This is a genomic window from Streptomyces dioscori (assembly GCF_003024195.1).
Taxonomy (GTDB): domain Bacteria; phylum Actinomycetota; class Actinomycetes; order Streptomycetales; family Streptomycetaceae; genus Streptomyces; species Streptomyces dioscori.
Genome location: NZ_KZ679048.1, coordinates 178245 through 202507, shown reverse-complemented (window position 1 = coordinate 202507; position 24263 = coordinate 178245). Strand labels below are relative to the sequence as shown.

The following is a 24263-nucleotide window of genomic DNA, read 5'->3' as shown; positions in this document are numbered from 1 at the left end:
TGGCGTGGACGAGAGCCTGCCCGAGGCGGCGACGGCGGCCCCGGCTGCGGCCCCCTCTCCGGCCCCCCCGAAGGGGACCGTGACACAGCGCGCCATCGACCAGATCAAGGCGATGATCGGCGAGGGCCGACTGGAACCGGGCGCACGGCTGCCGACCGAGCGCGATCTGGCCTCGCAGCTCGGCATCTCGCGCAGTTCCATGCGCGAGGCGATCCGGGCGCTCACCGTGCTGGGCGTCCTGGAAGCCCGGCACGGGTCCGGGATCTACGTCACGCAGCTGGAGGCCGGGGATCTGCTGGAGACCTTCGGGGTGGTCGCGGACCTCTCCCGCGGCCCGCGCCTGGTCGAACTGCTCGAAGTCCGCCGGATCCTGGAGTCGACGGCGACGGCGCTGGCCGCCGCGCGGATCACGGCGGACCAGCTGGCCGAGGTGGAGAAGCATCTGACGGCCATGAACGCCACGGACGATCCGGAGGAGATCCTCTCCCACGACCTGGCGTTCCACCGGGTCATCGCGGGAGCCGCGGGCAACGAGACGATGGCGGCGATCCTGGACGGGTTGTCGTCGCGGACCTTCCGGGCGCGGGTGTGGCGGGGGTATCAGGAGGAGGGGGCGTTCGAGCGGACGCGGCGGGAGCATGCCGCGATCCACCGGGCGCTGGTCGCCCATGATCCGGAGGCGGCTCGGGCGGCTGCGGCGGCGCACGTGGGCGAGGTGGAGGAATGGCTCCGGGCCCAGCTCCAGCCTTAGGAGGCTGGAGCTGCGCCCGAGCCGGGGTGGCGGTTCGCCCGCGGGCCGGTGGGGGTTGCCCGCACAGTTCCCCGCGCCCCTGAAGGGCGCAAGCCCGGGGCCGGTGGGCACACTGCGGGCCCGGTGGGGGCTTGCCGCGCCGTTCCCCGCGCCCCTGAAAGCGGGGCTGCGCTCCAGCTTTCATGCTTTTAGGGGCGCGGGGAACTGCGCGGGCAACCCCCACCGCCCCGCAGGCACACACCCAGCCCCAGGCCCACGCCCCTCAGGGGCGCGGGGAACTGCGCGATCAGCCCCCACCGGGCCGCAGGTACGCACCGGGCCGCAGGCCCGCGCCCTTCAGGGGCGCGGGGAACTGCGCGGGCAACCCCCACCGGGCCGCAGGTTCACGTGGGCCCGGAAAGACTTACGCCCGCGTGAGGCGCAACGTCACCAGTTCGAACGGGCGGAGTTTCAGGGTGAGGCGGCTTCCGTCCTGGTCGGGGGCCGTCGCGTCCGGGAGCGGGCGCTCCAAGAGGTCCGTCACCGTCACCGACGAGACGTCGAAGCCCGCCGTGAGCGTCGCCTGGCTGCGCCCACCCCTCGACTCGTGGAAGCGGACGACCACGTCACCACTGCCGTCGTCCGCCAGCTTCACCGCCGTGACCACGACCGCGTCCTGCGCGACGGTCACCAGCGGCGCGACCTCGGAGGCCCCGCCGGCGACCTTCCGCGAGGGCAGGTTGATCCGCCACCCCTCCCGCACCGCGTCACCGATCGCCGCCCCGGGCACCAGCGCGTGCCGGAAGCGGTGCACGCCCTGGTCGGTCTCGGGGTCGGGGAAGCGCGGGGCGCGCAGCAGCGACACCCGGACCGTGGTGGTCGTACCGCCGTCCTCACGGACCGTACGCGTCACGTCGTGCCCGTACGTCGAGTCGTTGACGACGGCGACGCCCCAGCCGGGCTCCTCCATGTGGACGAACCGGTGGTTGCAGGCCTCGAACTTGGCGGCCTCCCACGACGTGTTGGTGTGCGTCGGCCGGAAGAAGTGCCCGAACTGCGTCTCGGACGCGTACCGCTCGGCGTGCACGTCGAGCGGGAAGGCCATCTTCAGGAACTTCTCCGTCTCGTGCCAGTCGACCTCGGTGTCGATGTCGAGCCGCCACTCCCCCGGCGCCAGCGACAGCACCTGCGTGACCTTGGACGTCCCGAAGGTGCGGACGATCCGGACCGAGACCCCGTCGTCACCGGGGACGACCTCGTCGGCCTCGACCAGGTCGGTGACCGTGTTGCGGTAGAACTCGTCGACGTCCCAGGCGTCCCACATGTTGGGGAAGTCGGGGTGGATCTGCAGCAGGTTGGCCGTCTCGCCGGGCGCGAGGGTCTCGCGGTCCGCGGCGAGGTCGAAGGCACTGACCACCAGTCCGCGCTCGTCGATCTCGATGCGCAGACATCCGTTGTCGAGGACGAAGCCGCCGTCCGTGCGCGGCACGAGCGTGCATTCGCCGCCGACGGCGGGGGTCCGTGCCCCACCTGCGGGCACTCCGTCGCGGGTGTGCGGCGCGGAGTTGAAGGCGAGGGTGGTCGTCCCCTCGCCCACCAGCGCACGCTGGGCCGCGCCGATGATGCCGTTCAGTTCCTCGGCCACCGCCTCGTAGGTCTTACGGGCCTCGCGGTGCACCCAGGCGATGGACGAGCCGGGCAGGATGTCGTGGAACTGGTGGAGCAGCACCGTCTTCCAGAGCCGGTCCAGGTCCTCGTACGGGTAGGCGAACTTCGTCCGGACGGCCGCGGTCGCCGCCCACAGCTCGGCCTCGCGCAGCAGGTGCTCGCTGCGGCGGTTGCCCTGCTTGGTCTTGGCCTGGCTGGTGAGGGTCGCGCGGTGCAGTTCCAGGTACAGCTCACCGACCCACACCGGCGCGTTCGGGTACTCGGCCTCCGCCTTCTCGAAGAACTTCTCCGGGGCCTCCCAGACCACGGTCGCCGAGCCTTCGAGGTCGCGAAGTCGGGCCGCCTTGGCGACCATCTCGCGGGTCGTGCCGCCGCCTCCGTCACCCCAGCCGGTCGGGGCGAGGGAGTGCCGGGCGACACCCTTGTCCTTGAAGTTGTTCGCCGCGTGGGCGATCTCGCTGCCCTTCATCGAGCAGTTGTACGTGTCGACGGGCGGGAAGTGCGTGAAGATCCGTGTGCCGTCGATGCCCTCCCACTGGAAGGTGTGGTGCGGGAACTTGTTGGTCTGCGACCAGGAGATCTTCTGTGTGAGCAGCCACTTGGAGCCGGCCGCCTTGATGATCTGCGGCAGTCCGGCGGCGAAGCCGAACGTGTCGGGCAGCCACGCCTCGTCGTTGTCGACGCCGAACTCGTCGATGAAGAACCGTTTGCCGTGCACGAACTGGCGGGCCATGGCCTCCGAGCCGGGCATGTTGGTGTCCGACTCGACCCACATGCCGCCGGTGGGCACGAACCGCCCGTCGGCGACGGCCTTCTTCACCCGGGTCCACACCTCGGGCCGGTGCTCCTTCACCCAGGCCCACTGCTGGGCCTGCGACATGGCGAAGACGAAGTCCGGCTCGTCCTCCAGGAGGGCGGTCATGTTCGACGTGGTCCTGGCGACCTTGCGGACGGTCTCGCGCAGCGGCCACAGCCACGCCGAGTCGATGTGCGCGTGGCCGACCGCGCTGATGCGGTGGGCGGAGGGCACGGCCGGAGCCGCCAGCACCGCTTCCAGCTGGGAGCGGGCCGCGGCGGCGGTGGCGCCGACGTTCTGCAGGTCGACGGCGTCGAGGGCCTTCTCGACCGCGCGCAGGATGTCCCAGCGGCGCGCGGACTCGACCGGCAGTTCGGCCATCAGTTCGCCGAGGACCTCCAGGTCGATGACGAGCTGCCACACCGTCTCGTCGAGGACGGCGAGGTCCATCCGCGCCAGTTTGTACTGCGGTTCGCTGCCGGCTGTCTCCTTGTCGCCGAGCTGCGTCGGCAGGAAGGGGTGGTAGTCGAGGATGACGGGGTTGGAGGCCGCCTCGATGTGCAGCCGGACCTCCTCACCACCGGCGACGGGCGCCCCGATCCGTACCCACTGGTTGCGCGGGTTGAGGCCCTTCACGGGGGTCCCGTCGGGCCGGTAGACGAGGCCTTCGCACTGGAAGCCGGGCATGTTCTCGTCGAAGCCGAGGTCGAGGATCGCCTCGACGGTCTTCCCCGCCCACTCCTCGGGCACGGTCCCGGTCACCCGGAACCAGCTGGTGCCCCAGGGAGCACCCCACCTGTCGCCGACCGCCACCGGGGACGGCGTGGCCGCCAGCCCCTCCTCGACGGGCACCGGCTCGCCGGGCGCGTTCCACACCGCCACTTCCAGCGGCAGGGACTCGGGGTACACGGCGGGTCGTATGCGCTCGTCGAGCACGCGCTTGAGGCGGGCTTCGACCAGGCCGCGGTCGTCATGCATGTGGGGTGCTCCGTAACTCCGTTGTGCGGGTTGTTGCTGTTACCGGTGGTACCGGTGGTCGGCGGTCACCAGGTGTGGGTCAGGGTCGCGGGGGCCGACGCGGTGTAAAGCTCCCCAACGGCCCGCAATTCGAACCTCGCCGCGCTCTCGCCTCCTTCCGCCGTCAGTCCTCCAACGAAGAAGGCCTGCTGAGCGGTTCCGCCGAGGAAGCGCCGGGTGCCGTCGGGCAGTACCCGGTGGAGCGTGTACTGGCGTACGCCGGCGCCGGTGGGCGCGCGCCAGGCGAGGCGCAGATCGCCTCCCGAGGCGCCGGTGATGCTCGCGTCGGCGGGCGTGCCGGGCGCCTGGGCATCCCCGTCCCGTACGGCGAGCCCGCCGAGCCGCCACTTCACGGCACCACCGCCCTCTGCCCCGGTGAGCCGGACCCCGAGCGCGTGCACCGTGCCGCCCGCGGGCAGCCCGGTCAGCCGTACGGTCGAGGTCTCCCAGCCGTCACCGGCGGCGACCGGGAAGTACGTGTACGAGTACGGCTGCCCCGGACCGGACGGTTCAGCGGTGGCGACGGCCAGTTCCACGCTCACGTCCCCCGAGTCGGCCCGGTGGGTCAGCTCGACGACCGTGTCCGGGCCGAGCGGCAGGCGGGTCCCGTAGAGATCGAGGGTGGTGGGCGCGTCCAGGGTGCCGTCGACCAGGACGCTGCTGCCGCCCCGCCAGGCGTCGGCGAAGTCGAGGGTGACGGCCGGGTGCTGCCCTGTCGTACGCGTGACCCAGCGCCGGGACGGCAGCCGGTCCTGGAGACCGAGATGGTTCCACTGAGCCGTCGACGTCACCTCGCCGTCCTCGTACCAGCGCAGTCCGTGCCCGGTGTTGAAGGTGGTCGCGAAGGGCAGCCCGGAGACCGTCGACCGGTCGGCGACGGCGACGGCGGGCGCCCGCCAGGTGTCCGTGCTGTCGGGGCGGGCCGGATCGAGTGCACGGCCGCTCCAGAAGCGGTCGTCGGCGGCGTGGAAGTCGCCGGGCGTGCGGGTGGCGGGCAGGTGGTTGCGGGTCCACTCGGGCCGGTAGAAGCCCACCGAGACGACGTGCGCCGAACCGCTGGGGACCATGGCGTCCCAGTTCACGGACCGGTTCCAGCCGTTGGCCTCGACGTCGACGCCTGCCCACAGCTCGTAGCGGTCACGGCCGATCTGCTGGGCGTTCGTACCGGAGGAGGCGAGGCTGCTCGCCGACCAGCGGAAGTCGATGAACATCGTGTCGGCGGCCTGGTAGAACACCCTGTTCTGGTTGTTGAGGGCGCCCTGCCAGCTCACCGAGCCGCTGACGGTCATCGAGTCGTACCAGGTGACGCGCTGCCTCTTCGCCGTGCTGAGCGCCTTCAGCTCGGTGAGGAAGCCGAGCATGTCGGTGGCGAGCGCCGCGTTCCCGCCGCTCGTCTCGGCGTTGACGAACCAGCCGTCGAAGCCGTACGCCTCGGCGACCGCGACGAGCTGGGACGCCAGCGGGTAGTGCCCCGCCGCGTCCTTCTGCACCAGGTCGCGGGTCCACTGCAGCTGGCCGCCGTACGCGGCGGGCGGCAGGAACACATTGCCGAGGACGGATACGCCGTGCCGGTGGGCGGCGTCCACGATCGGCGCGTTCGGCGCGAGGATCAGCCCTTCGCCGGACGAACCGCCCCAGAAGACCAGCTCGTCGACGTAGCTCCAGTGGGTGAGCGCGTAGTAGTCGGCGGTGGCCGCCCCTTGCGAGGGGTTGCTCGCGGTGGGGCCGAAGGAGACCAGCGACTGGATACGGGCCTGTCCGGCGCGGGCCGTCGAGTTCACCGGCGTCGGGGTGAAGCGCTCGGCGAGCGGCACGGACGCCGTGTTGAAGGCCAGGTCGGCGTCGGTGGCGGCGCTCCACGCCTTCAGACTGCGCCAGGTGATGCCCGCGCCCGGTGAGCCGGAGGGGAACGAGTCCGGGTACCAGTAGGACGCGTACGGCTGGAGCGCCGAGGCGGCGGCCTCGGCGGCGGGGCGGGCCGCGGCGTCCTGACCGGCGGCGGCCGGTCCTGCCGGGAGCAGGGCGGCGGCCGTCCCGGTGCCGGCGACGAGCAGGACGGTGCGTCTGGTGGGGTTCACGAGCAAGTGCCTCCTTGGAGGAGTTCTTGTTTCCTGTGGGGGTCACGGAACCTGAGGGACTAGTGCGTCTGATCCGGGGTGACGACTTCGGTGATGCCTCGTGCCGTGAGGTGCTCCCCGTCGTTCGCGCGGGACGCGAGGACGGTGGTCGGTCGGGCGCCGTCGGCGGTGAGCCGGAAGAACGCCTCGAACACCGGGCCGCCCGGCGCGCAGACGGAACGGCCGGCGGGGTCGTCGGGGACGACGAGTGCGGTGGTACGGGCCTTGGGCGGGGCCGGGTGTTCGCGGGCCGAACGGGCGGCGCGGGCCAGCACCCGCGCGCTGTCCTTGGGCCGGCGGTCATTGCTCAACAACCCCAGCCCGTACTCCAGTTCGGGGAAGTCGACCAGCTCGCGGGACACGTCGTGGGAGCACCACCAGGTGATGCCCCAGAGGTCCGGGCAGTCCAGGGCGTTCGCGACGGTCGCCTCGGTGAAGGCGGCGGCGTGCTCGGCGGGGACCAACGGCGCCGGGGCACCCACCTCCTGGAGCCAGACCGGGCGCGCAGGATCGTCGGCCCAGGCCTTGCTCAGCTCGATCAGGTAGGCGGCGTGGTGCTCGGTCGCGACGCCGGTACGCCCGTGCCGCTGGGCCGTGCCGTTGAAGACCCACGAGTGCACGGCGGTGACGGCTCCGCGCCGCGCGGCCTGCGCCGGGGTGAACGGCATGTCGTCCTGGTACCAGGCGGCGTCGTACTCCGCGTGCAGATGCAGCTTCCCGGGGGCGCCCTTCTCGCACGCCGCGAGCATCCGCTCCAGCCAGGCGTCGACCAGGTCGGCCGACGTCCGGTCGGGGTCCGGGTGGGGCCCCGCCGAGAACTGGTTGACCTCGTTGCCCACGGTCATGCCGATGAAGTTGGGCCGGTCGGCGAGGGCGGCGGCGAGGGTCCGCAGATACTCGGCCTGCCCCTCGACGACCTCCGGGTCGGTGAACAGACTGCGCCGGTGCCAGGTCTGGGTCCAGGCGGGCAGGAAGTCGAAACTCGACAAGTGACCTTGCAGTCCGTCCACGTTGACGTCCATACCCCGCTCGGCCGCCGCGTCCGCGAGCGCCACGAGCTGTTCCACGGCACGCGGGCGGATCAGTGAGCGGTTCGGCTGGAAATAGGGCCAGATCGGGAAGACCCGTATGTGGTCGAGACCGAGTGCGGCGATCGAGTCGAGATCGGCCCGCACGGAGTCGAGATCGAAGTCGAGCCAGCTGTGGAACCACCCTTCACTCGGTGTGTAGTTGACGCCGAAGCGCACGGCAGAAGACATCCGGGGTTCCTAGTCCTGTTTCTGTGGTGCGTATGTGGGGGTGCCTGGGGGGATTGCACGGGCTGGGGCGCCCCTTGCGAGCAGGGCGGCGCCGCACCTCAGGGGCACACGGTGCGGGTGCGTGGGGGCTGGCCGCGCAGTTCCCCGCGCCCCTGAAAGCGGGGCTGCGCCCCAGCTTTCGTGCCTTCAGGAGCGCGGGGCTGTGACACCGGCACCCGACAACCGGCCGTCGCTTTTCAGGGGCGCGGGGAACTGCGCGACAAGCCCCCACTGGGCCGCACCTGACAACGATGGGTCGGCACCCCAGAAAAGCGAGGTCACCGCAGAGCTCACCCCTTCACCGCCCCCTCCCCCACCCCACGGAAGAAGTACCGCTGAAGGCAGGCGAAGAGGGCGATCAACGGCGCCACCGCGATGATCGTGCCCGCCGCGACCAGCCGCTCGTCGTTGGCGAAGGTGCCGTGCAGATAGTTGAGCCCGATGGTCAAGGTGAACTTGTCCGGGTCGCTGAGCACGATCAACGGCCACAGGAAGTCGTCCCACGCCCCCATGAACGCGAAGATCGCCACCACCGCGAGCGTCCCCTTCACCGAGGGCAACGCGATCCGCAAAAACCGCTGCCACGTGTTCGCGCCGTCGACGAAGGCCGCCTCCTCGATCTCGTACGGGAGGTTGAGGAACGCGTTGCGCATCAGCAGGACGTTCATCGCGCCGATGCACCCGGGCAGGACGACGCCGATGAGCGTGTTGTTCAGGCCCAGCTCACGCATGGTCGTGAACTGGGCGATGATGATCCCCTCCACGGGCACGAGCATCGCGAGGATGAACACGAGCGTGGCCACCTTGCGGCCGCGGTAGCGCAGCCGGGCCAGCGCGTAGCCCGCGAGCGCCGCGCCGACGCAGTTCAGGACGACGTTGGCGGTGGCGACCTTCAGCGAGTTGAAGGCGTAGTCCCACACGGGGATGGTCTGGGCGACCCGGTCGTAGTTGTGCAGGGTCGGTTCGCCGGGCAGGAACTTGGGCGGCGAACTGAAGATGTCCTCGGTCGGTCCCTTCAGCGAGGTGGACAGCTGCCACAGGAACGGCCCGACGGTCAGCGCCAGCACGGCGAGCAACAGCACGTACCGCAGGGCGAGTTCCCACACCCGTACGCGCTTCCCGTGCTCATCGGTGACGCGCGTACGCCGGCGGCCGGCACGACGGGGCGCCTCCGCACCGGCCGGCACCTCACGCACCTTCTCGGTGACACTCACGTGTCCTCCTTCCGGTCGGCGCGCAGCACGAGCAGCATCAGCGCGACGGTGACGACGAAGACGACGACGGAGATGGCGGAGGCGTAGCCGACCCGGCCGGTCAGGCCGGTGCCGGTGCGCTGGACGAGCATCACGAGCGTGGTGTCCTCGCCCGCGGGGCCGCCGCCGGGCCCCGCCATCAGGTACACCTCGGAGAACACCTTGAAGGCGGCGACCGAGGAGAGCGCGCCGACGAGCACCATCGTGGAACGGACGGCGGGCACGGTGACCGTGAGGAAGCGGCGGACCGCGCCGGCGCCGTCCACGGCCGCGGCCTCGTGCAGCTCGCGCGGCACGTTGGCGAGCGCGGCCAGGTAAATGATCATGTAGTAGCCGAGGCCCTTCCAGACCGTGACCGTCATGGCGCTCAGCAGGAGCAGCCACTGGTCGCTCAGGAAGCCGATCCTGCCGACCCCGACCGTCTCCAGCAGCGAGTTCACCAGGCCGCGTTCGTCGAGCAGCCACACCCAGATGAGGCCCACCACGACGATGGAGGCGACGACCGGGGTGTAGAAGGCCGACCGGAAGAAGGCGATGCCGGGGATGTTCCTCTGGACCAGGAGCGCGAGCAGCAGGGGCAGCAGGACGAGCGCGGGGACGACCCCGAGGACGTACAGCGTGCTGTTGCGCAGGCCGATCCAGAACATCTCGTCGTGCAGCAGCTCCCGGAAGTTGGCCAGGCCGACGAACTCGCCGGGGATCAGGGTCCGGCGGTCGGTGAAGGCGTTGACCACGGTCGAGACGAACGGATAGAGGATGAAGATGCCCACGACGAGCAGTCCCGGGGCGGCGAACAGCCAAGGGCTGGTCGGCAGTTGTCGCCGGACGCGGGCGGCAGTGGTACTGGAAGGACTCGCCATGTCGGTCAGCCCTGCTGCTGGAGCAGGCGGTCACACGCCTTGACAGCGTTGTCGAGGGCTTCCTTCGGGCTCACCTTGCCCTGGAGCGCCTTGGCGACGGAGTTGCGCAGCTCGGTCTTCATCTGCTCGCTGAACAGGACCGGCGTGTAATTGACGGCGTTCTTCAGGGACTTGGCGGCGGCGATCCGCACCCGGGTCTCATCGGTGCCGTCCTCCTCGGTGAAGTACGGATCGTCGAGCGAACCGGCCGTACTCGGGAAGATCGCGACCTTCTTGGCGAACGACATCTGGTTCTGCGCGTCGGTGACGAAGTGCGCGAAGGCGACGGCGGCGGGCTTCTGCTTCGTCTGCGCGTTCACCATCACGCCCATCACATACATGTTCACCTTGCCGGTGCTGGTGATCTGGTCGGTGATGCCGATGTTCTTGTAGAGGTTCGGCGCCTGCTTCTTGAAGTTGCCGAGGTCCAGGGCGCTGCCCGGGTTCATGGCGACGGCCCCGGTGAGGAACTTCTTCCCGGACGACTCGGGGGTGGCGGTCAGCGCCTGCGAGTCGAGCGCCTTGGCGTCGTACAACTCCTTGTACTTGCTCAGCAGTTGCACGCCCTTGGCGTCGTTGAAGGCGAAGGCCGTGCCCTCCTTGTTCATCAGCTCGACGCCGTAGCGGCCGAAGTCCTCGATGGTGGGCACGTTCGCCAGCGTCGCGACCTTGCCGTCACTCTTGTCGGCCAGCTCCAGCGCGTTGTCGAAGAGTTCGTCGTACGTCTTCGGAGGCTTCGAGGCGTCCAGGCCGGCCTCCTTGAACAGCGACTTGTTGTAGAAGAGCGGGCCGGTGTTCAGGTACCACGGGAAGGCGTACGTGCCCTCCGTGCCCGGTATCTCGTGGCTGGCCCACGCGCCCGGCAGGTACTCCTCCTTGTACTTCGCGGCGGCCTTGTCGAGGTCGAGCGCGAGGCCCGCCTTGGCGAGCGGGGCGACGAGGTCGGGCGAGACGTTCACGACGTCGGGCAGGGTGCCGCCGGCCGCGTCGGCGCTGATCTTGTCGGCGTAGCCCTCGGCGGGCTGGTCGACCCACTTCACGTTCGTACCGGGGTACTTCTTCTCGAAGTCGGCGACCAGACCCTCGAAGTACGGCTTGAAGTTGGCCCGCAGGTTCCAGGTCTGGAAGGTGATGTCGCCCTCGACCTTGCCGGAGGCGTCCGTGGAACCGCTGTCGTCACCCCCGGAACCGCAGGCGCTGAGCGGCAGTACCAGGGCGACGACAGCGGCGGCGAGTGCTCTGCGAGGCATGCGCACGGTGACCGGGCTCCTTTGCGACGGTGTGGGTCAGGGGTGACGGGCAGACCTTGCATCCTGCGCGGCGGGGAAGTCAATGGATTCCGCCCCGCTAAATTCATTAGTTCGACATAACACCAGGTCAGAGGCACCAGAAGACACCTCTTGCAGCGGATCACTAATGCGCTTTAGAGTGATCCGACTCAAGCGCTTTAGTGCATAGCGTCATTGAGCAGGGCTTCAACGAAGTGGGGAGCAAGGTTGCCAGCCAAGCGGTCTCCCGCGCGCCGGCCGACGATGAAGGACATCGCGCAGCGCGCCGGGGTCTCCGAGAGTGCGGTCTCGTTCGCGCTCAACGACCGGCCCGGGGTCTCCGAGATCACCCGGGACCGGGTGCGCAGGGTCGCCGAACAACTGGGCTGGCGGCCCAGCACGGCGGCGCGCCAGCTGTCCGGCGAGGGCACGGCGACGGTCGGGCTCGTCCTGGCTAGGCCCGCGGACACGCTCGGCGTGGACTCGTTCTTCCTGCAGCTCATCTCGGGCATACAGGAGGTGCTGGCCGAGCGTCATCTCGGGCTGCTCTTCCAGGTGGTCGAGGACGTCGACGACGAGTGCGCGGTGTACCGGCGCTGGTGGGCCGAGCACCGCGTGGACGGTGTACTGGTCGTCGACCCGCGTACCGACGACGCGCGGCCCGACCTGCTCGACGAGCTGGGACTGCCGGCGGTGGTCATCGGCGGGGCGCCGGACGCGCGGCATCCGGGTCTGTCCACGGTCTGGGCGGACGACGCGGGGGCGATGGCGTCCGTGGTGGGACGGCTGTACGAACTCGGCCACCGGCGGATCGTGCACATCGCGGGGCTGCCCGGTCTCGCGCACACGGAGCGGCGGATCCGTACGCTGCGGGCCGAGGCGGAGCGGCGTGGGCTCGCCGAGGTGTGTTCGGTGACCACGGACTACTCCGACGCGGAGGGGGCGGCTGTGACGCGCCGCGTCCTGGAGGGTGGCGTGCTGGGGGGCGGGGCGCCGCCGACCGCGCTGGTCTACGACAACGACGTGATGGCCGTCGCCGGGGTCGCCGCCGCGACGGAGCTGGGCTTCTCGGTACCGGGTGACGTGTCGGTCGTGGCCTGGGAGGACTCCGCGCTGTGCCGCATGGTGAAGCCGTGGTTGTCGGCGCTGTCGCGGGACACGGTGGCGTTCGGGCGGGTCGCTGCCGCGGAATTGACGTCGTTGCTGGACGGGGGGCCTGCGCGGGCTGTGGGGGTGCCTGTGCCGGGGCTGATCGAACGGGCCAGTACGGGGCCCTGCGGGCCCTGCGGGGCTTGAGCGGGGGTGAGCGGGGGTGGTTGTCGCGGTGCGGCGGCCAGCCCCACCGGCCCCTGCGGGGCCTTGCCCCTTCGGGGCGGGGCTCGTCGTCGGCTGCGGGTCCGTCGTGGCTGGTCGCGCAGTTCCCCGCGCCCCTAAAAGCGGCGGGGCCCTTGTTCTCAGAGGTGGGAGCGGTGCAGTTCGAACCTGGCCAGGTGGGGGGTGTGGCGGGAGGCCGTCACCCGTGCTCGCCAGTGGCGTGCTCGTACCGGGGTCGGTAGGAGCAGGATGCGGCTGGCGCCGATCGTGCCTGCCTCTGTCACCTGTTTCCATGCTCCGTCGGTGTGGGTCTCGATCACGAACGACTCCGCCTGCTGGCCGTGCCGGGTGTCCTCCGCCAGGCGGATGCGGTCCACCTCGCGGGAGCGGCCCAGGTCCACCGTGATCGTGCCCGGGGTCCGGGTGACGCGCGCCCCGTGGGCCAGGTCTCCCGGGAGTTCGCGTTCGATGCGCTCGCGGAACTCCCGCAGGCGGGTCACGTCCGTGGTCGGGAGGAGGCCCCGGTCGTCCGGTGGGATGTTGAGCAGCAGGACCGCGTTGCGGCCCACCGAGCCGAAGTAGATGTCCGTCAACTGCTGGACGGACTTGGGCTGTTGGTCGGCGTGGTGGAACCAGCCGTCCCGGATCGACACGTCGGCCTCCGCGGGCCACCACTGCAGGAAGTCGGCCACGGGCCGGGCGGCGACCAGGGCGTCCCGGCCGCCCATGTCGGGCGCGTCGTACGAGAGCGCGAAGTCCATGCGCCCGTTGGCCTTCTCCTGGACGGGTACGACGCTCCACTCGTTCTCGCGGGCCAGCCCGCCCTCGTTGCCGACCCAGCGCACGTCGGGTCCGGACACGGCGACCGTGGCGTCCGGCGCGAGGGTCCGGATGAGCGTGTACCAGCTGTCCCAGTCGTACGTCTCGACCTTGTCCGGCGGGATACGGCCCTGGGCGCCGTCGAACCAGACCTCGTCGACCGGCCCGTACTCGGTGAGGACCTCGTGGAGCTGGTCGAGCATGTGGGCGCCGTAGTCGGTGGCCGGGAGGGTGAAGGTCGGGCCGTCGGGGCGGTCGTCCCCGGGGACCGGAGTGGGGATGACGCGCTCGGAGCGGGCGCTGCCGTTGGCGTACACGCCGTGCAGGTACTGGTTCTCGTCGGCCGGTGAGATGTAGACGCCGACCTTGAGCCCGTGCCGCCGCATGGAGTCCGCGAACGACCGCAGGACATCTCCCTGCCCGCCCTGCCAACTGCTCGCTGCCACCGAGTGGTTGGTGTAGCGGGACGGGTAGAGCACGAACCCGTCGTGGTGCTTGACGGTGAGGATGGCCAGCTTGAATCCGCCGTCACGCAGGGCTCGGGCCCACTGGTCGGTGTCGAGGCCGACCGGCTGGAAGACGTCGGGGTCCTCGTCCCCGGTACCCCATTCGAGGCCGGTGAAGGTGTTCACCCCGAAGTGCAGGAAGGCGGTGCGTTCGAGGGCCTGCCAGGCGATCTGCCGCTCCGTGGGCCGGACTTGGGACGCCTTGCGAACCAGCTCGTCCGGGGAGTCGTCGGGGCTGACGGGGATCCGGTACCAGGGCTCGTCCGGCGGAAGAGGGGCCGCGGAGGCGGCGGGCGCGAGGGCCGGCGACGTACCGCTGGACGCCACGAGTGCCGTGGCGGCCGTGAGGAAGAGACGTCTGGAGACTGCCATGGGGTCGCACTCCTCAGGTCAGGGGGAGAGGTGGGGGACAGTGAGGTTCCGGGTCACGCGGCCGTCACCTTCCACACGGCGGCACCCCGCTGGTCCGGCGGATACTGCACCAGCCGTCCGCCGTCACTCACATGCACAGCCATCTGCGTGATCGCGTTGACGAGCCGATAGCCACCCTTCACCGGCGCCAACTGCCAGCGCTGCAAAGTGTTCGCGTCATCACAGGCCTGCTCGGACACCTCGACTCCCGGCTGAAGCGGCACGTTGAGCGTGAGCTTGCCGCCCCGCACCTCCAGGCAGCCGTTCGCAGCGCGCAAGGTCACGTACCCGTCCGGGGTGCGCTCGACCTCGGCGGTGACGCTCCTGGCCCCCGAGCGGAAGGTGTACGTGCCGTTGGCGACCGGTACGCGCGTGAGGTCGCGCCAACCGGGCGCGTGGCCCACGGCAGCCGCGCGAGCGGTGAACTGCGCGTACGTGGCATCCGGGTGGGGTGGGCCCCAGGTGGCCTGGGCGAGGTGGCGCAGAGCCGGATCGGTGTCCTCAGCGACCTCGTTCTCGGTCTCGCCACGGCCGTTGTCGGGCCAGAGGCTGATCTTCGCCCCCGTGATTCCCTCCCGGGAGGCGAGCTTCTCCCCCTCGAAGCTGCGCGGATCCCAACTCTGGTCGTACAGACCCTTGGTGTCCGAGTGGAAGCCACCACGCACGAGATACAGGGCGTAGGCCGCGTTCATCAACGGGTGTCCATCCGCCCGCAGTTGACTGGGCTTCGTCGCCACGTCCAGCCAGTGCTCGACCGTCGTACCGGCCGTGACGGGCACGGTGTTGGCGCCGGTGAGACCGTCGTTCCAGATGCGCAGCTTCTTCCCCTTGTCCGCCGCGTAGGAGTGGACCCGGTTGACGAAGTCGATGAAGGCGTCCTGCGGGGTGGCGTCCGCGCCGTACTTGGCCCGGGCGTACTCCAGGACCTGCGGATACTTGGCGAAGTCGGAACCGAGCATGTACTCGTCGGCCCCCATGTGCCAGGACCCGGCGGTGAACACCTGCGCGTACTCGTCCATCAGGCTCGTGTAGTAGGCGAAGGCCTCGGGGCGCGTGATGTCGAGCCGGGAAGGCTGCTTGTTGCCGTCGGAGTCGGTGAGCTGGAGGTCGGGCCGGTTCTCGATCCAGGGGTCCATGTGCCCCGGGGAGTTGATCTCCGGAACGATACTGACGTGGTACTTCTCGCCGAGGGCGACGAGCCGGCGTATCTCGTCCTTGGTGTAGTAGCCCCAGGTGTTGGCCTCGGGGTGCGCGTCGCTCTTGACCTTCAGTTCGAGCAGCAGCTGGTTGAGCTTGTGGTACGCCATGTCGCGTACGAGGTTCTCCAGCCACTCGGTGGTGATGTGGACGTAACAGGCACAGACACCGACGCCCCGCTCCTCGTACTGGGGCACGTCGACGGTACGTCCGGCGGGCAACCGGTGCCCCTGCGCCAGCAGTTGCAGAACGGTCCGCGTGCCGTAGAAGGCACCTGCCTCGGTGGCGGCGGTCACCGACAGGCGTGCGCCCGCGCGGAGTTCGTACCCCTCCTTGCCCAGCGCGGCCCTGCCGGGCGAGACATCGACAACGATGTCACCCTTGCGCGCTCCCCCGCTCACGACCGGGACGGTGCCGTGGCCCGCCGCGCGCAGGTCGTCGGCGAGGGTGTCGGCCACATGGCGCTCCGCCCGGCCGTCCGCGACAAGGCGTGCGCCGCGCTCGTACACGTATTGGCCAGTCTCCGGCGTCCAGTCGCTCAGGGCGGGAACGGTGACAGGAGGTGGCGAACCGGCCGCTCCGCCCTGCTCGGCCGCACCCGCGGACGAGACCGGTGCCCCGAGCAGCAGGAGCGCCGTCACGAGACCGCCCAGCCGGGACCGCCGTGGACGCGCGTTCCCGCCCGGGCAACCACTTTTGACGTCCGTACTCACGGGCACCTCCCATTCATCGGAGGTGTGATGATTAAGCCGCCCACAGAGCATGTCAATGGGGTGCCGAGCGGCCCGAGTTCGACCAGTCGTCGGATGACCTGCCATTCCACTCGTACGGCCGGGAACACACGGCGTCAAAAGTCCAAGAGGACCGGACCGAATGTCCAAGCGCAGTCGGCACCGGCCGACCCTCGACGGGACGGCCCGCACCGGGGCACAGTGCTTCCCGTACTTGCCAGTGGAACCATGACCTTGCCCCGAGGAGCCACCGTGACCAGCTGGGCCGGCCGGACCGCCGTCGAGATCGCCGCCGCCGTCCGCGAGAAGCGGGTCACTCCTCGCGAGGTGGTGGCCGAGCACCTCGCGCGGATCGAGCTGCTCGACGCGCGCGTGGGCGCCTTCCGCCACGTACGCGCGGCGGCCTCGCTCGCCGAGGCGGACGAGGTGGGGTCCCGGGCGGACCTGGCCGACCTCCCCCTGGCGGGCGTACCCGTGGCGGTCAAGGACAACCTGGCCGTACGCGGCGAGTCCACCCGCAACGGCAGCGCGGCCAGCCCGGACACCCCGGCGGCACAGGACCACGTCACGGTGGCCAGGCTGCGGGCGGCGGGAGCCGTCGTGGTGGGTGTGACGAACGTCCCCGAACTGTGTGTCTTCGGCACCACGGAGGGCGTGTACGGCACGGCCCGCAACCCGTGGGACACCACACGCACCGCGGGCGGCTCCTCCGGCGGCAGCGCGGCGGCGGTGGCCGCGGGGATGGTCCCCCTGGCCCTCGGCAACGACGGCATGGGCTCGCTGCGGATACCGGCCGCCAACTGCGGCCTGGTCGGCCTGAAGCCGGGCCACGGGGTGATTCCGGCGGGCATCGGGCACGGCGACTGGTTCGGCATGTCCGAGAACGGGCCGCTGGCGACGACGGTCGGGGACGCCCGGCTGATGTTCTCGGTGCTGGCCGCCACGGACGCCGTACGCACCGAGGAGGACGCCGCTCTCTCGGTCGCCGTCTCCGTGCGCAGCCCGCTCGCCGGGGTCGCCGTCACGCGGCCCTACGCGGCCTCGGCGCGTTCGGCGGCCCGGTTGCTCGCCGGGGCGGGGCATCGGGTGCGGCGCGCGGACCCGCCGTATCCGGTGTGGCTGGGTACGACCTCGCTGGCGCACTGGACGGCCGGGACGGCGGTGGACGCGGAGGGGCTCGACCCGCGGCGGCTGGCGCCGCGGACGCGGGTGCACGCGGGGGTGGGGCGGCGGTTCGTGGACTCGGTACGCACCGGTGTGCGCCGGCAGCAGCTGCGGGAGCGGCTCGCGCCGTTCTTCGCGGAGCACGATGTGCTGCTCACGCCTGCGCTGGCGCGGCGGGGGCCGGCTGCGGCCGCATGGCACAAGCGGGGGTGGTTGCGGAATGTCCTGGTCAACACCGCGTACTCCCCCTTGACTCCGCCGTGGAATCTGACGGGGTGGCCGGCGATGGTGGTGCCGTTCGGGGTGTTGCCGTCGGGTGCGCCCGGGGCTGTGCAGTTGGTGGGGCGGCCGGGGAGTGAGGGGGTTCTTCTGCGGGTCGCCGGGGAGTTGGAAGGGCTGCGGCCCTGGACGCGGGTTGCTCCGCTTGGGGTAGGAGGGTAGGGGGGGTAGGGGTTGCAGGTCGGGTGCGGGCCGGTGGGGGTTGAGCGCGCAGTTCCCCGCGCCCCTAAAGGCAGACTGGCAGTCCAGTTGCTGCGCCGCCGAAGCGGGAGCCTCGCCGGGTGCCCGCCGGGTGCATGCCGGGTGCGGGCCGGCGGGGGCTGGTCGCGCAGTTCCCCGCGCCCCTAAAAGCAGACTGGCAGCCCAGTTGCTGCGCCGCCGAAGCGGGAGCCTCGCCGGTTGCCCGCCGGGTGCGGGTCGGTGGGGGCTGGCCGCGCAGTTCCCCGCGCCCCTAAAAGCAGGTGGGCGGCCCGGTGGATAGCCGTCGAGGGGTTTTTCTGGGTCGGTTTCTGGGTCGGTCAGAGTGCTCGGTGCATGACGTGCAGGGCGACTCTGCCGTGGGCTGGGTGGGTGAAGGCTGCCGGGATCGTGCCTACGATCTCGAAGCCCAGCGATGTCCACAGTTTCACGGCCGGGTTGGTCTCCACCACGGCGTTGAAGACCATCGCCCGGTAGCCGTCGGACTCGGCCGTTCGCAGGACGTGCTCCGCCAGGGCCCGGCCGACGCCCCGCCCCGTCCGGTCCGGGTCGACCATGAACCCGGCGTTGGCCACATCGGCCGCGGGCCCGCCGTAGTTCGGGGTGACATAGGCGGAACCCAGCACGGCCCCCGAGGTCTCCTCCTCGGCGACGAACACCCGCTTCCCCGGCGCCATCCACAGGGCGCGGGCATCCTCCTCGGAGGTGTCCGGGTCCCACGCGTAGGTCTCACCGGCGGCCACGATGCGGTGCCAGAAAGGCCAGATCCGCGGCCAGTCGTCGGCCACGGCGTCTCTGATCAGCATGGATACGAGTCTGGCACGACCCGGCACCCGCGAGACCACGGGAGCGGGCCGTGCCGGTACGTCGCAGCCCGTCGCATAGGGCTCCTGCAATCGACCGAGCTCTTCGATTCTTGGGGCAGTACACCCGGAAGGCGACGGGCTCGACGTACCGGCACGGCCCCGACCCCCCACCGCCGCCAGGCGCCCCGGAAGGACATCTGACGGTGCCGCCCGGCGGTCAGTCCACGCTGGGCAGGATGTGAGGCTCGGCCAGATCGTCCTCGTAGCCCGCCAGCCGGATGGGCGCGGACCTGGCCCACACGTCCAGGCTGCCGAGCTTCTCCGCCCGGTCCGTGACCTCTGTCCATTCCTTGAGGCCTTGATCGGGATTCGTCGTCTCCGGTGTCACCGCGCACTCCTTATGTGTCGGGTCACCCTCGGGGCGCACAGGACCACTCCGCTGTCGGTCGCCTGCGTCCGCTCGGGTCTGAACAAGGGCACTTCGGACGCGGTGGCGCCGGTCAACTCGCAAGAGAGCAGGCCGTGGTGACTGGCTTGTCCCGGGACGGACCGTGGGTGTGGGTGGGACCCAAATGAGCTGTCCGTCCCGCACAGAGTAACCAAATGAGCGGCCCGCCGCTCGATGGGGCTGAAAACAAGGTGTAACCATCTGGAGTCATCCCTGGTCGTCCTCAGTTATCCACAGGCGATGACGCACTTGTCCGGCCCTGTGCCAACATGATCAGCGCCCCACTGTCCATGTGAAGGAGCCCGACATGGCCGCCCAGCAGGTACGCGGTGTCATCGCCCCCGGAAAGAACGAGCCGGTGCAGATCCGGACGATCCTCATCCCCGACCCGGGTCCCGGCGAGGCCGTCGTGAAGATCCAGGCCTGCGGGGTCTGCCACACCGACCTGCACTACAAGCAGGGCGGCATCAGCGACGAGTACCCCTTCCTCCTCGGCCACGAGGCGGCAGGCGTCGTCGAGTCCGTGGGCGAGGGCGTCACCGACGTGGCCCCCGGCGACTTCGTGGTCCTCAACTGGCGAGCGGTCTGCGGCCAGTGCCGCGCCTGTCTCCGCGGCCGCCCCTGGTACTGCTTCGACACCCACAACGCCAAGCAGAAGATGACCCTGGAGGACGGCACCGAGCTCTCCCCCGCCCTGGGCATCGGCGCCTTCGCCGAGAAGACCCTCGTCGCGGCCGGCCAGTGCACCAAGGTCGACCCGTCCGTGTCCCCCGCGGTCGCGGGCCTGCTCGGCTGCGGCGTGATGGCCGGCATCGGAGCGGCCATCAACACCGGCAACGTGGGCCGCGGCGACTCGGTCGCCGTCATCGGCTGCGGCGGCGTCGGCGACGCGGCGATCGCGGGGGCGAACCTCGCGGGCGCCGCGAAGATCATCGCCGTCGACATCGACGACCGGAAGCTGGAGAAGGCCCGCACGATGGGCGCCACACACACGGTCAACTCCAAGGAGACGGACGCGGTCGAGGCGATCCGCGAGCTGACCGGCGGCTTCGGAGCGGACGTCGTCATCGAGGCGGTCGGCCGCCCGGAGACGTACAAGCAGGCGTTCTACGCCCGCGACCTCGCGGGCACGGTGGTCCTGGTCGGCGTCCCCACCCCGGAGATGAAGCTCGAACTGCCCCTGCTGGACGTCTTCGGCCGCGGCGGCAGCCTGAAGTCCTCGTGGTACGGAGACTGCCTGCCCTCGCGGGACTTCCCGATGCTGATCGACCTCCATCAGCAGGGCCGGCTCGACCTGGCCGCGTTCGTGACGGAGACCATCACGCTCGACGACGTCGAGCAGGCCTTCGACCGCATGCACGAGGGCGACGTCCTGCGATCGGTGGTGGAGCTGTGACGACCGCACGCATCGAGCACCTGGTCACCTCGGGCACGTTCAGCCTGGACGGCGGCACCTGGGACGTCGACAACAACGTATGGATCGTGGGCGACGACACCGAGGCGGTCGTCATCGACGCGGCGCACGACGCGGACGCCATCGCGGAGGCGCTCGGCACCCGCACCCTGCGCGCGATCATCTGCACCCACGCGCACAACGACCACATCGACGCGGCCCCGGCCCTGGCGGCCCGCACCGGCGCCCCGATCCTGCTCCACCCGGACGACCTCCCGCTCTGGAAGCAGACGCACCCGGACCGCCTCCCGGACGGCGAGCTGTCCGACGGCGAGAAGCTGACCGTGGCAGGCGTGGAGCTGACCGTCCTGCACACGCCGGGTCACGCGCCGGGGGCCGTGTGCCTGTACGCCCCGGAGCTGGACACCGTCTTCACGGGCGACACGCTCTTCCAGGGCGGCCCCGGCGCGACGGGCCGATCGTTCTCCCACTTCCCGACCATCGTCGAGTCGATCAGGACCCGCCTGCTCGACCTGCCCGCCGACACAGTGGTCCGCACTGGCCACGGCGACACGACGACGGTCGGCGCCGAGGCCCCGAACCTCCAGGAGTGGATCGACAGGGGCCACTGAGCGAGCCGGCTAGCTTTCGGACAGGCGTGCAGTTCAGTTCCCGTTGGCCCGATTGAAATCTGGCCATGATCTGCTGGCGCGAGACGACGGCCTTTCTCGCCCGCAGGGAGGACTGGCGCATGGAGCTGCGCAGAGTCGAAGAGCTGATGGATCTGCTGCACGCCTGCCGGGGAGCCCGGGGCACCGCCTGCCTCGGCGGCGCCCCGGTCGATCTGCACGATCACGCCCTGCAGACCGCCGCGCTGCTGCGCCGGAGCCGCCCGGCCGACAAGGAACTCCAGGTGGCGGGACTGGTCCACCCCATCGGCCACCTGCTGAGGCCGGGCGACCCCACGGGCCACGCCGACCTCACGGCGGACGCGGTCCGGCCACTGCTGGGCGAACGGGTCGCCGGTCTGGTACGCCTCCACCGGGAGAGTCCGGACAACCGGATCAGTGAGGACGTACTGATCCTGCGCCAGGCCGACGAGTCCGCCCGTACGGCCGGCCTGGACGCCGGAGTGCTGGAGGACTGGCGCACCGTCCTGGAACTCGTCTCGGCCCGGCACACCCGCCTGGGCGCGGTCGACTGACCCCTCCACCGGCCCTTCCACCACGAGGCCACGAGGCCCTGCTCGACGCTCACCGGCGACGCCCCCTGTCACCTGACGGACCGTCATGAGACGGTACGCGGATGATGTCGCCGTCGCCGCACGGATTCGAGGGCAGGGTCGCCATCGTCACCGGGGCCTCGCGCGGGATCGGGCTGGCCGTCGCCGAGGCGTTCGTGGCGGCGGGCGCGCGGGTGTGCGTCACGGCACGGGACGCACCCGGGCTGGCCCGGGCCACCGCACGGCTCGGCGACGCCGTGGGCCTGGCGGGCACCGTGGCCGACCCGGCCCATCTGCACCGGCTGACCGAGCTGGCGATGGACGAGTACGGCCGTATCGACGTGGTGGTGAACAACGCGGCGACCAACCAGCCCTACGGCCCGCTCATGGACGCCGACCCGGACCGATGGCGCGAGGCGTTCACGGTCAACGTCGAGGCCCCGCTGCGGCTGACGCAGCACGCGTGGCGGGCCTGGATGCGCGCGCACGGCGGCTCGGTCGTCAACATCTGCACGGAGGGAGCGACCCACGTCGGCCCCGGCCTGGGCGCCTACAGCACCAGCAAGGCGGCCCTGCTCCGCCTGACCCAGCAACTGGCGGGCGAACTGGCTCCGGGGGTGCGCGTCAACTCGGTCTCCCCCGGCCTCGTCCGCACCGAGATGGCCCGCTTCGTCTGGGACCGCCCGAACCAGGACCCGGCCACCGACCTCCCCCTGGGCCGTATGGGCGACCCCCAGGACATAGCCCGGGCCGTCCTGTGGCTGACCTCGACCGCAGCAAACTGGATCACAGGCACGGACCTACTGGTGGACGGCGGCACAAGAGTCCGCCGAGCCCGCACCCTCTAGGCACGCCCCTGAGAGGCGCCCTTCACCCGTCAGGGGCGCGGGGAACTGCGCGATCAGCCCCCACCGACGGCCAGCCGACATCCAACCGTCACCCCTCAGGGGCGCGGGGAACTGCGCGACAAGCCCCCACCGACCCGCACCCGACAGCGGCCCGAGCCACCCGAGCCCCACCTCAAACCCCGCTCCCAGCACAACCCGGCCCCGCACGGCCCGCCGACCCAGCCGAAGCGAGCGCAGTGACCTACCACTTACCAGGCGCGTAGTCCTTCAAGAAGACCCCGAACAGGTCCTCCCCCTGCTCCCCCCGCACGATCGGGTCGTACACCCGCGCCGCCCCGTCGATGAGATCGAGCGGCGCATGGAACCCCGCGTCGGCCAGCCGCATCTTGTCCGGATGCGGCCGCTCGTCCGTGATCCACCCCGTGTCGACGGCGGTCATCAGAATGCCGTCCTTCTCGAACATCTCCTGCGCACTGGTGCGCGTGAGCATGTTGAGCGCGGCCTTGGCCATATTGGTGTGCGGATGCCCGGCGCCCTTGTAACCGCGGTTGAAGACACCTTCCATGGCGGACACGTTCACGATGTACGTCCGCCCGGCCTCGGCCGCCGCCATCGCCCCCCGCAACCGGCTGATGAGGATGAACGGCGCGGTGGAGTTGCAGAGCTGGACCTCCAGCAGCTCGATCGGCGTGACCTCCTCGACCGCCTGGATCCAGCTGTTGGTGTCGTGCAGGTCGGGCACGAGCCCGCCCGCGTCGATGGCCGTACCGGCGGCGATCCGCTCCAGCGAGGCGGAGCCGGAGATGAGCGCGAGGTCGGTCACGTCCTGGGCGGTCAGGGCGCCGCCCCCGGCCACGGGGAGCGCGGACACGGCCCCGGAGCCGAACGTGCCGATGACCTCGGCGGGCGGCAGTTCACCGGCGGGCAGCGGCCCGGCCTCGGCGGCGAGCAGCTCGCTGTAGGCGCCCGGCGAGCGCCGTACGGTCTGCGCGGCGTTGTTGATCAGGATGTCGAGCGGCCCGGCGGCGGCGACCGAGTCGGCGAGCGCGACGACCTGGGCGGGGTCGCGCAGGTCGATGCCGACGATCTTCAGTCGGCCGATCCACTCGTCGCTGTCGGGCATGGCCTTGAACCGGCGGATCGCGTCGTTCGGGAAGCGCGTGGTGATCGTGGTGTGCGCGCCGTCCCGCAGCAGCCGCAGCGCGATGTACATGCCGATCTTGGCGCGTCCGCCGGTGAGCAGCGCGCGCTTGCCGGTGAGGTCGGTGCGGGCGTCACGGCGGGCACGGTTCTCCGCGGCGCACTTCTGGCAGAGCTGGTGGTAGAAGTAGTCGACCTCGGTGTAGCGGACCTTGCAGGTGTAGCAGGAGCGCGGGCGCTGGAGTATCCCCGCGATGGCGCCGGCCTCGGTGACGGACGACGGCAGGACGCCCTCGGTCTCGTCGTCGATGCGCTGGGCGGAGCCGGTGGCGGTGGCCTCGGTGACGGCCTTGTCGTGGGCGGTCTTGGCGGCCCTGCGGTCCTGGCGGCGGCGCTGCTTGACCGAGCGGTAGATCCCCGCGGTGGCGCGGCGCACGCGGATCGCGTCGGGGTGGTCGACGTCGATCTTCTCCAGCTCGTCGAGCACGGCGAGGCAGACGGCCAGCCGCTCCGGGTCGATACCGGGTCCGTACGAACCGTCCGGGGCCTGTGCCGTGTCCACGGCGGGTGCCGCCGGGCTGTCCTCTGTCACCGTCATCGCCGTTGCCGTTCCTAGGGTTTCTCGCGCGGCGCTCGAACCGCGCTCGCCTCCGAAGGCGGAATTTTACGGAGCACAGGGCAAAGGCACCAAACCCGTGATGATCACCGGCCTCTCGCGGACCGGCGCCCGGCCTCTCGCGG

18 protein-coding genes are annotated in these 24263 nt (G+C 70.8%); 7 read left to right on the top strand and 11 right to left on the bottom strand.

The window, feature by feature from the left end; translation table 11 throughout:
- The first annotated feature begins 4 nt into the window (after positions 1-4).
- On the top strand, positions 5-751 hold the full coding sequence (locus C6Y14_RS26740) for a FadR/GntR family transcriptional regulator (RefSeq protein WP_225891295.1): 747 nt from the start codon (positions 5-7) through the stop codon (positions 749-751).
- A gap of 403 nt (positions 752-1154) precedes the next feature.
- Here the strand turns inward: C6Y14_RS26740 and C6Y14_RS26735 are convergent, their stop codons facing one another.
- The 6 genes from C6Y14_RS26735 to C6Y14_RS26710 form a co-directional block, all read right to left on the bottom strand.
- Positions 1155-4172 carry an alpha-mannosidase gene (locus C6Y14_RS26735; protein WP_107019378.1) on the bottom strand — a complete coding sequence of 1006 codons (3018 nt, stop codon included), beginning with the start codon at positions 4170-4172 and terminating at the stop codon, positions 1155-1157.
- 65 nt (positions 4173-4237) lie between these two features.
- Complete coding sequence (locus C6Y14_RS26730) at positions 4238-6289, bottom strand: endo-beta-N-acetylglucosaminidase (RefSeq protein WP_107019560.1); 2052 nt, start codon at positions 6287-6289, stop codon at positions 4238-4240.
- A 59-nt stretch (positions 6290-6348) separates the two neighbouring features.
- Positions 6349-7587 carry a glycoside hydrolase 5 family protein gene (locus C6Y14_RS26725; RefSeq protein ID WP_107019377.1) on the bottom strand — a complete coding sequence of 413 codons (1239 nt, stop codon included), beginning with the start codon at positions 7585-7587 and terminating at the stop codon, positions 6349-6351.
- 329 nt (positions 7588-7916) lie between these two features.
- Entirely contained in the window at positions 7917-8840 is a 924-nt protein-coding gene (locus tag C6Y14_RS26720; RefSeq protein ID WP_404828835.1) for a carbohydrate ABC transporter permease, read from the bottom strand.
- Positions 8837-9739: a carbohydrate ABC transporter permease gene (locus C6Y14_RS26715; RefSeq protein ID WP_107019376.1), complete on the bottom strand. Its 903-nt coding sequence runs from the start codon at positions 9737-9739 to the stop codon at positions 8837-8839. The genes C6Y14_RS26720 and C6Y14_RS26715 overlap by 4 nt, the downstream gene beginning before the upstream one ends.
- 5 nt (positions 9740-9744) lie before the next feature.
- A complete protein-coding gene (locus C6Y14_RS26710; protein ID WP_107019375.1) occupies positions 9745-11028 on the bottom strand; it encodes an ABC transporter substrate-binding protein in 1284 nt (427 codons plus the stop codon).
- Positions 11029-11274: 246 nt separating this feature from the next.
- Between C6Y14_RS26710 and C6Y14_RS26705 the strand changes: the two genes are divergently transcribed.
- Entirely contained in the window at positions 11275-12342 is a 1068-nt protein-coding gene (locus C6Y14_RS26705) for a LacI family DNA-binding transcriptional regulator (RefSeq protein WP_107019374.1), read from the top strand.
- A gap of 158 nt (positions 12343-12500) precedes the next feature.
- Here C6Y14_RS26705 and C6Y14_RS26700 read toward each other — a convergent pair whose 3' ends face one another.
- On the bottom strand, positions 12501-14057 hold the full coding sequence (locus C6Y14_RS26700) for an alpha-L-fucosidase (RefSeq protein WP_107019373.1): 1557 nt from the start codon (positions 14055-14057) through the stop codon (positions 12501-12503).
- A 53-nt stretch (positions 14058-14110) separates the two neighbouring features.
- Complete coding sequence (locus tag C6Y14_RS26695) at positions 14111-15934, bottom strand: family 20 glycosylhydrolase (protein WP_225891294.1); 1824 nt, start codon at positions 15932-15934, stop codon at positions 14111-14113.
- 342 nt (positions 15935-16276) lie between these two features.
- Here C6Y14_RS26695 and C6Y14_RS26690 point away from each other — a divergent pair, with 342 nt between their 5' ends.
- A complete protein-coding gene (locus C6Y14_RS26690; RefSeq protein ID WP_107019371.1) occupies positions 16277-17629 on the top strand; it encodes an amidase in 1353 nt (450 codons plus the stop codon).
- A gap of 356 nt (positions 17630-17985) precedes the next feature.
- On the opposite strand, the gene C6Y14_RS26685 is transcribed toward C6Y14_RS26690, so the two are convergent.
- On the bottom strand, positions 17986-18471 hold the full coding sequence (locus C6Y14_RS26685) for a GNAT family N-acetyltransferase (protein ID WP_107019370.1): 486 nt from the start codon (positions 18469-18471) through the stop codon (positions 17986-17988).
- A 217-nt stretch (positions 18472-18688) separates the two neighbouring features.
- Entirely contained in the window at positions 18689-18859 is a 171-nt protein-coding gene (locus tag C6Y14_RS44615) for a hypothetical protein (protein ID WP_199854864.1), read from the bottom strand.
- A gap of 367 nt (positions 18860-19226) precedes the next feature.
- Between C6Y14_RS44615 and C6Y14_RS26680 the strand changes: the two genes are divergently transcribed.
- The 4 genes from C6Y14_RS26680 (at position 19227) to C6Y14_RS26665 (ending at position 22382) form a co-directional block, all read left to right on the top strand.
- On the top strand, positions 19227-20315 hold the full coding sequence (locus C6Y14_RS26680) for an S-(hydroxymethyl)mycothiol dehydrogenase (RefSeq protein WP_107019369.1): 1089 nt from the start codon (positions 19227-19229) through the stop codon (positions 20313-20315).
- Positions 20312-20944, top strand: a complete 633-nt coding sequence (locus C6Y14_RS26675; protein ID WP_107019368.1) for an MBL fold metallo-hydrolase — start codon at positions 20312-20314, stop codon at positions 20942-20944. Before C6Y14_RS26680 ends, C6Y14_RS26675 begins: the two co-directional genes overlap by 4 nt.
- 119 nt (positions 20945-21063) lie before the next feature.
- Positions 21064-21516, top strand: a complete 453-nt coding sequence (locus C6Y14_RS26670) for an HD domain-containing protein (protein WP_107019558.1) — start codon at positions 21064-21066, stop codon at positions 21514-21516.
- A gap of 104 nt (positions 21517-21620) precedes the next feature.
- Entirely contained in the window at positions 21621-22382 is a 762-nt protein-coding gene (locus C6Y14_RS26665) for an SDR family oxidoreductase (protein WP_107019557.1), read from the top strand.
- A 241-nt stretch (positions 22383-22623) separates the two neighbouring features.
- Here the strand turns inward: C6Y14_RS26665 and C6Y14_RS26660 are convergent, their stop codons facing one another.
- A complete protein-coding gene (locus tag C6Y14_RS26660) occupies positions 22624-24120 on the bottom strand; it encodes an SDR family oxidoreductase (protein ID WP_107019367.1) in 1497 nt (498 codons plus the stop codon).
- Positions 24121-24263: the final 143 nt, after the last annotated feature.